This is a genomic window from Aeromonas sp. R7-1 (assembly GCF_040908115.1).
Taxonomy (GTDB): domain Bacteria; phylum Pseudomonadota; class Gammaproteobacteria; order Enterobacterales; family Aeromonadaceae; genus Aeromonas; species Aeromonas caviae.
This window is the reverse complement of the sequence record NZ_JBFODD010000012.1, coordinates 1-12,099: the sequence shown is the minus strand read 5'-3', so window position 1 is coordinate 12,099 and position 12,099 is coordinate 1. Positions and strand designations below refer to the sequence as shown.

Annotated in this window: 12 protein-coding genes and 1 tRNA gene; 6 read left to right on the top strand and 7 right to left on the bottom strand. The window is 62.5% G+C overall.

Features of this window, described 5'->3' with window-relative positions:
• Positions 1–9 precede the first annotated feature (9 nt).
• Positions 10–735 (top strand): MOSC domain-containing protein, encoded by a 726-nt coding sequence (locus AB5Y51_RS01345; RefSeq protein WP_161648102.1) that lies wholly within the window; start codon positions 10–12, stop codon positions 733–735.
• A gap of 140 nt (positions 736–875) precedes the next feature.
• Positions 876–952: transfer RNA gene (locus tag AB5Y51_RS01340), tRNA-Pro, on the top strand.
• 241 nt (positions 953–1,193) lie between these two features.
• Here the strand turns inward: AB5Y51_RS01340 and AB5Y51_RS01335 are convergent.
• Positions 1,194–1,721, bottom strand: a complete 528-nt coding sequence (locus AB5Y51_RS01335; RefSeq protein WP_010676052.1) for a hypothetical protein — start codon at positions 1,719–1,721, stop codon at positions 1,194–1,196.
• 123 nt (positions 1,722–1,844) lie between these two features.
• A complete protein-coding gene (locus tag AB5Y51_RS01330; RefSeq protein WP_039039661.1) occupies positions 1,845–2,309 on the bottom strand; it encodes a thioesterase family protein in 465 nt (154 codons plus the stop codon).
• Between the two features lie 131 nt (positions 2,310–2,440).
• Here AB5Y51_RS01330 and recQ point away from each other — a divergent pair, with 131 nt between their 5' ends.
• Positions 2,441–4,276, top strand: a complete 1,836-nt coding sequence (recQ, locus tag AB5Y51_RS01325) for an ATP-dependent DNA helicase RecQ (RefSeq protein ID WP_368177936.1) — start codon at positions 2,441–2,443, stop codon at positions 4,274–4,276.
• 99 nt (positions 4,277–4,375) lie between these two features.
• Here the strand turns inward: recQ and AB5Y51_RS01320 are convergent, their stop codons facing one another.
• The gene (locus AB5Y51_RS01320) at positions 4,376–4,678 is read right to left on the bottom strand and encodes a cytochrome c (protein WP_109422054.1); all 303 of its coding nucleotides are present in this window, start codon (positions 4,676–4,678) and stop codon (positions 4,376–4,378) included.
• A gap of 104 nt (positions 4,679–4,782) precedes the next feature.
• Here AB5Y51_RS01320 and AB5Y51_RS01315 point away from each other — a divergent pair, with 104 nt between their 5' ends.
• From AB5Y51_RS01315 to AB5Y51_RS01305, 3 genes are all read left to right on the top strand, one after another.
• A complete protein-coding gene (locus AB5Y51_RS01315) occupies positions 4,783–6,210 on the top strand; it encodes a YdiU family protein (RefSeq protein ID WP_368177935.1) in 1,428 nt (475 codons plus the stop codon).
• A gap of 10 nt (positions 6,211–6,220) precedes the next feature.
• Positions 6,221–6,508, top strand: a complete 288-nt coding sequence (locus AB5Y51_RS01310) for a DUF3630 family protein (protein WP_368177934.1) — start codon at positions 6,221–6,223, stop codon at positions 6,506–6,508.
• Between the two features lie 144 nt (positions 6,509–6,652).
• Positions 6,653–7,327 carry a 7-cyano-7-deazaguanine/7-aminomethyl-7-deazaguanine transporter gene (locus tag AB5Y51_RS01305; RefSeq protein ID WP_010676046.1) on the top strand — a complete coding sequence of 225 codons (675 nt, stop codon included), beginning with the start codon at positions 6,653–6,655 and terminating at the stop codon, positions 7,325–7,327.
• Between the two features lie 270 nt (positions 7,328–7,597).
• Here AB5Y51_RS01305 and rraA read toward each other — a convergent pair whose 3' ends face one another.
• The 4 genes from rraA to nirC form a co-directional block, all read right to left on the bottom strand.
• Positions 7,598–8,083 carry a ribonuclease E activity regulator RraA gene (gene rraA, locus AB5Y51_RS01300; RefSeq protein WP_010676045.1) on the bottom strand — a complete coding sequence of 162 codons (486 nt, stop codon included), beginning with the start codon at positions 8,081–8,083 and terminating at the stop codon, positions 7,598–7,600.
• Between the two features lie 154 nt (positions 8,084–8,237).
• Positions 8,238–9,662: a magnesium transporter gene (gene mgtE / locus AB5Y51_RS01295; RefSeq protein WP_223915198.1), complete on the bottom strand. Its 1,425-nt coding sequence runs from the start codon at positions 9,660–9,662 to the stop codon at positions 8,238–8,240.
• Between the two features lie 132 nt (positions 9,663–9,794).
• Positions 9,795–11,201, bottom strand: coding sequence for a siroheme synthase CysG (gene cysG / locus AB5Y51_RS01290; RefSeq protein WP_368177933.1), 1,407 nt, complete (start codon positions 11,199–11,201; stop codon positions 9,795–9,797).
• Between the two features lie 12 nt (positions 11,202–11,213).
• Entirely contained in the window at positions 11,214–12,026 is an 813-nt protein-coding gene (gene nirC / locus AB5Y51_RS01285) for a nitrite transporter NirC (protein WP_368177932.1), read from the bottom strand.
• Positions 12,027–12,099 lie beyond the last annotated feature (73 nt).

Genomic DNA, 12,099 nt, shown 5'->3' with positions numbered 1-12,099 from the left:
GAGAATGGAATGCGGATCTCCCTCTTCATCGGCCAGAGCGCCGAACTGAACCCAGAGCAGGCCCCCGGCCTCATCAGTGCCATCCACAAGCAGCCTGCCGACGCCCCTCTGTGGTGCGATTTCCTCGGCCTTCGCGGGGATGAGCAGAGCGACAGACGCCATCATGGCGGCCCGGATCGAGCCCTGCACCATTACCCTGCGGAGCACTACGCCTGGTGGAAAACCTGGCAAACCGCGCTGGGACTGCCTGTACCACGCACACCCTGGCAGCCTGCCGCCTTTGGCGAGAATCTCTCTGGTCTGGGGCTGACCGAGGCGCAGGCCTGCATCGGCGATGTCTATCGACTTGGGGAGGCGCTGATCCAGATAAGCCAGCCCAGATCCCCCTGTTTCAAGCTCAACCAGCGCTTTGGCTATGGCCAGCTCTCCCAGGTGATGCAGCTGAGTGGCCGCTGTGGCTGGCTGCTGCGGGTGCTGGAAGAGGGAAGGGTGGATCCGCAGGGGGAGCTGACACTGGTGGACAGACCCTACCCTGAGCTGACGGTGAAGCGCACCGCCGACATCCTGTTCAACCAGGCCCGCAACGAGGAAGAGCTGCAACTGCTGCTGGAGAACCCGGCGCTCTCTCCCAACTGGCGCCAGCATGCGGCTCATTGGCTGGAACATGGAGTGGTGGCGGATTGGAGCCGGCGTTTGCTGGGGCCGACCGAGTTCAGGTTGCCTCGACAGGGCTGAAGGCAGGCGGAAAGATGCCTTGTGGCGATTTTTGCTGCGACTCGCTGAATTATTGAGCGTAAAGCCATTTTTTTAGAGTGAATGCAAAAAAAGGCTTGTGTCGGGTCGGGGCTTTCGGTAAATTCTCGCCCCGCAGACATCGGTGTGTAGCGCAGCTTGGTAGCGCACTTCGTTCGGGACGAAGGGGTCGGAGGTTCGAATCCTCTCACACCGACCACATTTGAAAAGGCCGCTCAATGAGCGGCCTTTTCGCATTTGGTCTGTTGAAGCAAAGCTGACATTTCCATTGCCGATTGCTGCTCCTGCTCCTGCTCCGATCCCCCTCATTTGCCCAACTAAAAGGGCCACCGCTCGGTGGCCCCACTGGTGGAGTCTGATCCTGACTCCGGCACTCTAGATTGTGACAATCTCGTTATGGGTCTTGTCGATGGTGCCCTCCTTGCGCCCCAGGCGCTCATTCAGATATGCCAGTGTTGATGCCGCAATGCCTTGAAACCGTGTTGGGTTTGCAGGGCCGCATGCTTGGGGTACTCACTAATGAAATGTGCTATTCCCTCCATCAGTTGTGAACGCAGCGAAGACACGGGCTCATGCCAGGCTTGCAGGCAGAGATGACCAGGGATCAGCTGCTCTCGATACGCTTCCAGCAGTGATTCCGGCCAGGGCTCGATATGGGAATCGTGACGCAGTAAATAGTGGGCGGCGGGTTCACGGGCATAGATGAACTGAACTTGGGCCAGGTCGCGTTGGCTTAGCGTTTGGCTGCCGATATGGCAAGTCAGATATTTCCCCGTCTTCAGATTCAGGAAGTGACCGCGTTGCCGACAGGCAATGATGCGATACCAGGGCAGGGGTGAACAGAGAGAATACCCCTCCAGCTCCTGTTCCAACCAGTGACGGCACTCTGGGGTCTGCACTTCTTCACGCATGGCCTCAAGTCGTGTCAGCAAGGCTCTGGATGGTTGGGTAGCCAGTATCGCGCTCATCGTCTGCAATCCTCCCTCTGCACAGAATCCCGACTTTCAGTATGGACCCTGAGCGGAAGAGGGGGTGAGAATTCTAATGATTAAAATCAGCTTAGAAGCGCACTTTTTATGCAATAAAAACCATTAGCCGACGAGGTAGGTCCCCGTGCCGAAGGCGATGTGAGTGCCCTCTTCGTTGTGCAGCTCCATGCGGGCGACTGCGACCTTGCTGCCTGCCCGGATGATGTGGGCGGTGGCGATGAACTCGTTGCCGCGACCGGGACGAAGATAGTCCACCCGCAGATCGATGGTGCCAAGTCGCGAGAAGCGCTCCTTGAGATAGCTGGGGGAGAAGTCCTCCAACTCGTCGATGCAGGAGGCGGCGACTATCATGCCGCCCGCCACATCGAGCAGGCTGGCGGTGACGCCGCCGTGCAGTATGTTGTGGAAAGGGTTGCCGATGAGCTTCTGTTCCATCTTGATGCGCAGCTCCACCTTGTCGAAGTCGTAGTGGGTGACTTGCATGCCGATCAGCTTGTTGAAGGGCATTTTTTCGGCGAACAGGTTGGCTATGCCACTGAGCGCCATCTTCTTGAGCATCTGTTTCATTCCTTGAGTCCGCCCTGTCATTAAAGCCGAGTAAAAACTCCAGCCAGTCTGCAACACTTCCTTAACACTCGCAATGGCAGGTTTATTGTGGGCGGCGGCTGCTTTAGAATGGCGACCCCAAAGGAGAGCCCATGACCGTCATTGCCGAAACCCTGCCTGACCCTCAGCCAGAGAATCCCCTTGCCCTGTTGCAGGCGGTGTTTGGCTATCAGCAGTTTCGGCCGGGCCAGCTCGAGATCATCGAGCAGATAGCGGCGGGGCGCGATGCCCTGGTGCTCAAACCCACCGGCGGCGGCAAGTCGCTCTGCTACCAGATCCCGGCGCTGCTGCGACCCGGGCTCGGGGTGGTGGTCTCCCCCCTCATCTCGCTGATGAAGGATCAGGTCGACACCCTGCGTGCCAACGGCGTGGCGGCGGTCTATATCAACTCGGCCCTGAGCCGGGAGGAGATGATCCAGAACTTTGCCGCCATGCGCCGAGGCGAGATCAAGCTGGTTTATGTTTCCCCCGAGCGTTTGCTGCAGCACGAGTTTATGGACCGGTTGGCGGAGCTGCCGCTCGGCCTGTTCGCCATCGACGAGGCGCACTGCGTCTCCCAGTGGGGGCACGATTTTCGGCCGGAATATGCGGCGCTGGGACGGCTCAAGCAGTGGTTCCCCCAGGTGCCCGTGGTGGCGCTCACCGCCACCGCCGACGAGGCGACCCGCAGCGACATGCTGCACCGGTTGGAACTGAACGATCCCTTCATCCACACCGCCAGCTTCGATCGGCCCAATATCCGCTACAGCCTGGTGGAAAAGTTCAAGGCGGCGGAGCAGCTGCTGCGCTACGTGCAGAGCCAGAAGGGCAACTGCGGCATCGTCTACTGCTCCAGCCGCAATCGGGTGGAGGAGGTGGCCGAGCGGCTCTCCCGCCACGGCTGCAAGGCGGCACCCTATCATGCCGGTCTGCCGCTGGAGCTGCGTCAGCAGACCCAGGAAGCCTTCCTCAAGGATGACATCGAGATCGTGGTGGCGACGGTGGCGTTCGGCATGGGCATCGACAAGCCCAACGTGCGCTTCGTGGTGCACTACGACATCCCGAAGAACATCGAATCCTACTATCAGGAAACCGGCCGCGCCGGGCGTGACGGCACTCCGGCCGAGGCGCTGCTGCTCTACGATCCCGCCGACATCGGTCGGGTGCGCCGGCTGCTCGACAACATCGAAAACCCCCAGCAGTTGCAGGTGGAGCAGTACAAGCTCAACGTGATGGCGGCCTTCGCCGAGGCGCAGACCTGCCGCCGTCAGGTGCTGCTCAACTACTTCGGCGAGTACAACGACAAGCCGTGCGGCAACTGCGACATCTGCCTCGATCCGCCCCAGAGTTATGACGGCACCGAAGACGCCCAGAAGGCGCTCTCCTGTGTCTGGCGGGTGGGACAGAATTTCGGGGTGGGTTATGTGGTGGAGGTGCTGCGCGGATCGCTGAACCAGCGCATCAAGGATCACGGTCACGACAAGCTGTCGACCTACGGCATCGGCAAGGATCAGAGCCACGAATACTGGATGAGCGTCATCCGCCAGCTGATCCACAAGGGGTTGCTGACCCAGAACATCACCCGCAATCTGGTGTTGCAGCTGACCGAAGCGGCTCGACCCGTGCTGCGTGGCGAGATGAAGCTGGAACTGGCAGTCCCCCGCCTGCAGCCCATCTCCAGCCGCAAGGAGAAGCGCAACGGGCTGCTCGACAACGCCAACTACGACAAGCGGCTGTTCAAGGAGCTGCGCGCCCTGCGCAAGCAGATCGCCGAGGATGAAGAGGTGCCGCCTTATGTGGTGTTCAACGATGCGACTCTGGTGGAGATGGCGCAGCTCATGCCGATGACCGAGGAGGAAATGCTGGCGGTCAACGGTGTCGGTCACCGCAAGCTGGAGCGCTTCGGTGAGGCCTTTATGGACCTGATCATCGACTACTGCCGCCGGTAGGGTCGGCCCTGGTAGACCTTGTCATCGACCGCAGCAGGCCCAGGCCGGTAGGCTGGCACAACAAACAGTGGAAAGGCGCCCGTTGGTCGGCGCCATGCATTATTTGAGGTTGGCGTAATAGGCCGCCAGATTCTCCATGTCCGCCTCGGTCAGCATCGCCATGAAGGGAACCATCAGTGGCTCGGTACGGGAACCCTCCTTGAATGCTTTCATCTGCTTGAGCAAATAGGCCTGGTTCTGGCCCGCGAGGTGGGGGTAGGTCGGGACGCTCGCCTTGCCATCCGCGCCATGACAGGCGGCACAGACCACGGATTTGGCCTTGCCTGCGTCTATGTCGGCCGCCTTGGCCTGATGGCCCCAGGCAAGCGCCAGCAGGGGCAGGGTATAGACCCACTTTGGCATCGTCTTCTCCTTGAAATGAATAATCGTGATCGCCTGTTAGCCTCGACGAGCCGACGGCGGTATAAAGAGTGACACGAGCATACGCAGGGACAACCCTCATCACCATGAAGTTGATCAACACTTTTGCCACCGAACTCCCCTGGGCTTGCGAGCCCGTTGCCCCGCAGCCGCTGCATGGCCCCAGATTGCTGCATCTGAACCGTGCGCTGCTTGGTGAGCTGGGGCTCGGGGAGGTGAGCGAGGCGCAGTGGCTCGCCTGTTGCGGCCAGGGGCAGCCCCTGCCGGGCATGCAGCCGGTGGCGCAGGTCTATGCGGGCCACCAGTTCGGTGGTTACAGCCCGCGCCTCGGGGATGGCCGCGCCCTGCTGCTGGGGGAGCAGCTGGCGCCGGATGGCAGCCGCTGGGACCTGCACCTGAAAGGGGCAGGCAAGACGCCATTCTCCCGCTTCGGCGACGGCCGTGCCGTGCTGCGCTCCAGCATTCGCGAGTACCTGGCTTCCGAGGCGCTGCATGCCCTCGGCATTCCCACCACCCGGGCTCTGGTGCTGCTGGGCAGTGACGAGCCTGTCTACCGGGAGCTGGTGGAGAGCGGGGCGACCGTGCTGCGCACCGCGCCGAGCCATCTGCGCTTCGGTCACTTCGAGTATTTCGCCTGGAGCGGGCAGGGGGAGAAGATCCCCGCCCTCATCGACTATGCGCGGCGTTACCACTTCCCCGAGCTGGCCGATGGCGCCGAGCTGTTTGCCGAAGTAGTGCGCCGCACCGCGCGGCTCATCGCCAAGTGGCAGGCGGCGGGGTTCTGTCACGGGGTGATGAACACCGACAACATGTCCCTGCTCGGGCTGACCCTGGATTACGGCCCCTACGGTTTCATCGACGCCTATGTGCCGGACTTCGTCTGCAACCACTCGGATCCGGGCGGTCGCTATGCGCTGGATCAGCAGCCTGCGGTCGGCTACTGGAACCTGCAGAAGCTGGCACAGGCGCTGGCCGGCCATGTGGATGGCGACGCGCTCGCGTCGGCCCTGGCCCAGTACGAGCACCAGCTGATGTTGCACTACTCCGAGCTGATGCGCGCCAAGCTGGGGCTGGCGGTGTGGGAAGAGGACGATCCGGCGCTGTTCCGCGAGTTGTTCCGGCTGCTGGCGGCGCACAAGGTGGATTACCACCTCTTCCTGCGACGGCTGGGGGAATTGACCGCTCAGGGTGACTGGCCCGCCCGCCTGCTGGCCCTGCTGCCCGATCCTGCCGTCTGGCAGGGGTGGCTTGAGGCCTATCGGGCGCGCCTCGCCCGGGAAGGGAGCGTGGATGGCGTGCGCAAGGGGCAGATGGACGCAGTCAATCCCAAGTATGTGCTGCGCAACGCCCTGGCCCAACAGGTAATAGAGGCGGCAGAGCAGGGCGACATGGCGCCGTTCGAGCGGCTGTTTGTGGCCCTGCAGCACCCCTATGATGAGCAACCGGAATACGAGGATCTCGCCACCCCGCATCCGGGCTGGTATTGCGGGGGCGAGCTCTCGTGCAGCAGTTGAGGAGCCGCAGATGAACTGGCGTATCACGCAGACAGACAGGGAAGCCGGGGTGGTGATGCTGACCTGCCCGGACCTTGACTGGGACAGCTTCCCGACTCTGGCCGAGGCCCTGTTGCAGGAGTGGGAGCTGGCGGCACTCGAGCGGGAGTGGGGGGCGGATCGCCACAGCTGGCTGCTGGAGTTTGAAGGCAGCCGCTTTCGGCTCGAGTACGAACATTACAGTGGCTGCTGGCTGGCGGCGGTGCAGCCGGACGGCGCGGAGGCGCTGCTCTGGCTGGCTCGGCAGTCCCGGGAGTGAGCTTGGCGTGCGATGCGAGTCAATCCCTTGAGATAACCGCATAAAGATTGAACTATCAATTTGGGGGCGTATAATCTCGCCCCTTGATTATCGCCATGGTGGCGATATGGGTTCCCTAACCCCATTAACCAAAAAGGTCACAATATGAACCTGACTCCGGCTCAGTACCAGACGGCACTGATGCGTCTCTCATTGTTCCACATCCTGATCATTGCCAGCAGCAACTACCTGGTGCAGCTGCCGATCACCATCTTTGGCTTCCACACCACCTGGGGTGCCTTCAGCTTCCCGTTCATTTTCCTGGCCACCGATCTGACGGTGCGGATTTTCGGCGCCGGCCTGGCGCGCAAGATCATCCAGACCGTGATGCTGCCGGCATTGACCGTGTCCTACGTGCTCTCGGTACTCTTCTTCGAAGGGAGCTTCCAGGGGGTGGGCAATCTGGCAGAGTTCAATCTCTTTGTTGCCCGGATCGCGTTAGCCAGCTTTATGGCCTATCTGGTGGGCCAGTTCATGGACGTGGTGGTGTTCAACCGCCTGCGCCTGCTGAAAGCCTGGTGGGTGGCTCCGGCGGCCTCCACCCTGTTCGGCAATCTGGTGGATACCATCGCCTTCTTCAGCATCGCCTTCTGGCGCAGCACAGATCCCTTCATGGCCGAGCACTGGGTCGAGATCGCGACCGTGGATTACGTATTCAAGTTGCTGATAAGTCTTGGGTTGTTTGTGCCGCTTTACGGTGTGCTGCTGCGCTATCTCAGCCGCAAGCTGGTGGGGGAGGCCGGATTGGCTGGCCTGCAAGCTGCTACGCGACAAGCCTGACGAGATTGACCACCCCCATGGGTGGTCAATTTTTTTGCGATCTTCGCAAATAAGGCTTGCACAGTTAAATGAGAATGATTATTGTTACCTTGTTTTCCGGGAAAGACTTCATTTGTTCCAACGTGATGGACTTCTTGTGAAGGCACGACATTGCTCACATTGCTTCCAGTTAAGGGGCCAGTAGTTTACTGGCCCTCTTTTTTGCGTCTTTTCCGCCATCAGCGGGCATAAAAAATGGGAGCCAGGGCTCCCATTTTCACTCAGCGCTGTTTACTCGATGTCGAGGGCATCGGGGGAGAGGATCACCCCTGTGGTATCGGCATAGAGGTGGTCATCCGGCAGGAAGGTGACGCCGCCGAAGTTGACCGGCAGATCGGTTTCCCCGATATCCTTGCTGTCGGCGCCCACCGGAATGGCCGCCAGGGCCTGAATACCGATGTCGAGATCTTCCAGGATATCGACCTCACGGACGCAACCGTAGCAGACGATCCCTTCCCACTCGTTTTCGGCCGCCGTGGTGGCGATCTCGCTATCGATCAGGGCACGACGCATGGAGCCGCCACCGTCGATCAACAGCACGCGACCGACGCCGTTCTCCTTGACCAGTTCACGGATAAGACCGTTCGATTCAAAGCACTTGACCGTGGTAATAACGCCGCCGAAAGAGGCGCGGCCGCCGAAGGAGCAGAGCATGGGTTCGAGCACATCCACCATGTCCTGATAGATGTCGCACAGTTCTGAAGTGTTGTATTCCATTGTGTCAGATCCACCGCTGGAAACAGGTGGATCCAGTATAAGGAGTGGGGTTGGCATTTCAACGACTATTCCTTGCCCAGTGGCGGGAAATGCCGTTTTTGCGCGAAAGCGGCCCCGCGTCATGGCAGGCGCCGCAGACGGTCAGCCTCGGGCCCTAGAGCAGGAACAGGGTCGCCAGCCCCAGGAAGATGAAGAAGCCGCCGGTGTCGGTGATGGCGGTGATCATCACGCTGGCCCCCACCGCCGGGTCGCGCCCCAGCCGGCTCATGGTCATGGGGATGATGACCCCCATCAGGGCCGCCACCAGCAGGTTGAGGATCATGGCGAGCGTCATCACGCCCCCCAGCGCCGCATCCTGATAGAGCAGGAAGGTGGCGATGCCCATGATGCCGCCCCACACCAGGCCGTTGATCAGGGCCACCCCCAGCTCGCGCCACAGCAGGAAGGAGACGTTGCCTGTCTGGATGTGCTGCAGCGCCAGCGCCCGCACTATCATGGTGATGGTCTGGTTGCCGGTGTTGCCGCCGATCCCGGCGACGATGGGCATCAGGGCCGCCAGCGCCACCAGCTGGGAGATGGTGTGCTCGAACAGGCCGATCACCCGCGACGCCACGAAGGCGGTGCAGAGGTTGATGGCGAGCCAGGCCCAGCGGGTCTTGACCGCCTTGGAGACGGGGGCGAACACGTCTTCTTCCTCGCTGATCCCCCCCATGCGGCGCAGGTCGGTGTCGCTCTCTTCATAGACCAGGTCCACCACCTCGGCGACGGTGAGCCGTCCCATCAGCTTGCCCCTGGCATCCACCACGGCGGCGGAGACCAGGTCGTCCCGCTCGAAGGTGCGGGCGGCGGCCTCGTCGTTGTCTTCCGGATCGAAGGTGACCGGATCCTTCTCCATCGCGTTGCTCACCAGGGTTTCGGGCTTGTGCAGCAGCACGGCGGTGAGGGGCAGCTCCCCCTGCAGCCGGTTGCGCCGATCGGTGACAAACAGCTTGTCGGTGTTCTCTGGGATCTGGCCGCGCAGGCGCAGATAGCGCTGGACGGTGGCCAGGGTCACGTCGGGCCGCACCGTGATGAGCTCGAAGTCCATCATGGCGCCGACTGTGTGCTTGCCGTAGCGGATCACCTCCCGCACCTTGTCCCTGTCCACCGGCGCCATGGAGGTGAGCAGCCGCCCCATCAGGTTGCGGGGCAGGTGCTGGCCCAGGTAAATCTGGTCGTCGATGTCGAGGGTGCTCAGGGCGTGCAGCAGCTCCTTGTCGCTCATGCCGCTGATGAGGCTGTCCCACACCGTCTCCGACGCTTCCACCAGGATCTGGCCGTGCTTGTCTGCATCCACCTGCTGCCACAGCACGTGGCGCTCGTCCGGCGGCAGGGACTCCAGCGCATCGGCGATATCGGCGGCGGGCAGGCTGTTGACCAGCCGGGTCAGCTCGCTGGTCTGGTCCCGAAGCGCTGCGTCCTGCTCCCCTTGCGGGTCGAGCAGGCTCTCGGTGAGGGCGTCATCGGCCAGCAGCAGCGTGAGGATGCGGGCTCTGTCGTGTTCACGCTGTTTGGCGCTGTTCTTGGGGGGGAGGGACATGAAGCAGAATTCCTGAATTCGGTGATCCGGCGGACAGTCCCCATAGGATACCAGACTCAAAACAAGAGGTTATGACTGTAAATGCAGAAAAAGAAACGCCACCCGAGGGTGGCGTTGGAATGGATGCCGCGATCAGGCCGAGGCCAGGGCCGCGTTGGCGGTGCATCCTTGCTCGAACCAGGCAAGCTGGTCCGCCAGGGTCACCACCGAACCCACCATGATGAGGGCCGGGCTCTCGACGCCCACCGCCAGCGCGGGCAACTGATCGAGGGTACCGCGAATGACCCGCTGGCTTGGCTGGGTGCCTCGCTCGATCAGCGCCACCGGGGTGCTGCCCGCCTTGCCGTGGGTCAGCAACTGTTCGCGGATGGTGGCGCAGGAGGAGAGCCCCATATAGAAGACCAGCGTTTGCCGATCTTTGGCCAGCAGCGGCCAGTCGAGATCCTGAGCGCCCCCCTTGCCGTGGGCGGTGACGAAACGCACGCTCTGGGCGTGATCGCGGTGGGTCAGCGGAATACCGGCGTAGGCCGCGCAGCCGCTGGCAGCGGTGATCCCCGGCACCACCTGAAAACCGATGCCTGTGCCGACCAGCGTCTCCAGCTCCTCGCCACCACGGCCGAAGATAAAGGGGTCACCCCCCTTCAGCCGCACCACCCGCTGCCCCTTCTTCGCCTCCTCCAGCAAGAGCTGGTTGATCCCCTCCTGCGGTACGCAGTGGTTGCCCGCCTGCTTGCCGACGAAGATGCGCTTGGCGTCGCGGCGCACCAGTGCCATCACCTCGTCGGAGACCAGCCGGTCATAGACCACCACGTCGGCCTGCTGCATCTGGCGCAGGGCGTGCAGGGTGAGCAGACCCGGATCGCCGGGGCCAGCCCCCACCAGCACCACTTCGCCACCGGTCTGGCTTTCATCGGCAAACAGGTTGTCGGCCAGCTGATTGGCAGAGGCGCTATCGCCCCGTGCCAGCGCCTGACCGAGCCGATCCGCCCCGAGCAGCCGTTCCCAGAAGCGGCGCCGCTCCCCCATGGTGGCGAAGCGGGCCTTGACCCGCTCCCGCAGGCTGCCGGCGAAGGCCGCGACGGCGCCAAGATGTTGCGGCAGCAGGGCTTCGAGTTTTTCCCGCAGCAAGCGAGCCAGCACAGGCGCCTTGCCACCGGAGGAGATGGCCACCATCAGGGGCGAGCGATCGATGATCGACGGCATGATGAAGCTGGAGCGTTTCGGGTCATCCACCACGTTGGCAAAGATCCGCGCCATATTGGCGCTCTGGTAGACCAGGGCATTCACCTCGCGCCGATCGGTGGCGGCCACCACCAGCCACTTGCCCGTCAGGTGCGCCGGTGCAAACTCGGCGTCCAGCCACTCGATGGTCCCGTTGGCAGCCAGTTCCGCCAGCTCGGGGTCGAGATCGGGCGCTACTACTGTGAGCTGGGCACCGGCATCCAGCAGCAGGCGCGCCTTACGCTCCGCTACCTCGCCGCCGCCGACCAGCAGCACGGGTTTGTTGTCGAGTCGGCAAAAGATGGGCAAGTAGTCCATGGGGCCTCCTGATCAGGCGGTTTGGGTCTGGCTGGCAGTGGTGGTGGCGTCGCTCACCGCGACCGGGCGCTCAGCCTTGGGGGTGGCATACCAGTAGCCGAGGCCCATAAAGAGGGCGCCGGAGACGGTGTTGCCCAGGGTCACCCACAGCAGGTTGTGGCCGATGCCGTTCAGGGTGTAGGCCTCCGAGTGGGCGCCAAACCAGGAGAGGGCGAACAGGGTCATGTTGGCGACCGAGTGCTCGTAGCCGGAGGCGATAAAGGCCAGCAGGCACCACCAGATGGCGATGAACTTGGCGGCACCCTCGGTGCGCAGCGCCATCCAGATGGCGAGGCAGACCAGCCAGTTGCAGAGGATCCCCTTCATAAACAGGGTCAGCGCCGGTGCCTGGGTCTTGGCCAACGCCACCTTGTGGGCCAGACTGCCTGCGTCCGGCAGCAGGCTGCCGCCGTAGGAGTAGATGAGCGCCACTGCGATGGAGCCGAGCAGGTTGCCAGCCCAGGTCTGCGGCAGGATGCGCAGCAGATCCCCCATGGAAATCTTGCCGGTCTTCACCCCGAAGGTGAGGAACATGGTGTGCCCGGTGTAGAGTTCGGAGCCGGCGATGATGACCAGCGTCAGGGCGATGCCGAAGGTGGCCCCCATCACCAGCGGTCGCACAGTGGGATCCACCAGGTTGCCCAGGGTGAAGATGAGGATGATGCCAAGGCCCACATAGGCCCCCGCCATGGCGGAGCTGAGCCAGAAGCCGAGCTTGTCGCTGCGCTCGAAGCGGTTGATGCGGGCCGCGTTGGCGGCGCACTTGTTGATGGTTTCGGTATACATCTTTGTTTCCTTCAAGAGGGCCGCCCGCGGGCAGCCCTGACTGTTTTTTAACCCCCTCCCTGCCTCCCCCTTG

Coding starts and splice junctions, on each gene's coding strand:
- mgtE (WP_223915198.1), bottom strand. CDS start 9,662: ATGTCCCTCCCCCCCAAGAACAGCGCCAAACAGCGTGAACACGACAGA.
- AB5Y51_RS01320 (WP_109422054.1), bottom strand. CDS start 4,678: ATGCCAAAGTGGGTCTATACCCTGCCCCTGCTGGCGCTTGCCTGGGGC.
- AB5Y51_RS01335 (WP_010676052.1), bottom strand. CDS start 1,721: ATGAGCGCGATACTGGCTACCCAACCATCCAGAGCCTTGCTGACACGA.
- AB5Y51_RS01310 (WP_368177934.1), top strand. CDS start 6,221: ATGAACTGGCGTATCACGCAGACAGACAGGGAAGCCGGGGTGGTGATG.
- recQ (WP_368177936.1), top strand. CDS start 2,441: ATGACCGTCATTGCCGAAACCCTGCCTGACCCTCAGCCAGAGAATCCC.
- AB5Y51_RS01305 (WP_010676046.1), top strand. CDS start 6,653: ATGAACCTGACTCCGGCTCAGTACCAGACGGCACTGATGCGTCTCTCA.
- cysG (WP_368177933.1), bottom strand. CDS start 11,201: ATGGACTACTTGCCCATCTTTTGCCGACTCGACAACAAACCCGTGCTG.
- AB5Y51_RS01330 (WP_039039661.1), bottom strand. CDS start 2,309: ATGAAACAGATGCTCAAGAAGATGGCGCTCAGTGGCATAGCCAACCTG.
- AB5Y51_RS01315 (WP_368177935.1), top strand. CDS start 4,783: ATGAAGTTGATCAACACTTTTGCCACCGAACTCCCCTGGGCTTGCGAG.
- AB5Y51_RS01345 (WP_161648102.1), top strand. CDS start 10: ATGCGGATCTCCCTCTTCATCGGCCAGAGCGCCGAACTGAACCCAGAG.
- nirC (WP_368177932.1), bottom strand. CDS start 12,026: ATGTATACCGAAACCATCAACAAGTGCGCCGCCAACGCGGCCCGCATC.
- rraA (WP_010676045.1), bottom strand. CDS start 8,083: ATGGAATACAACACTTCAGAACTGTGCGACATCTATCAGGACATGGTG.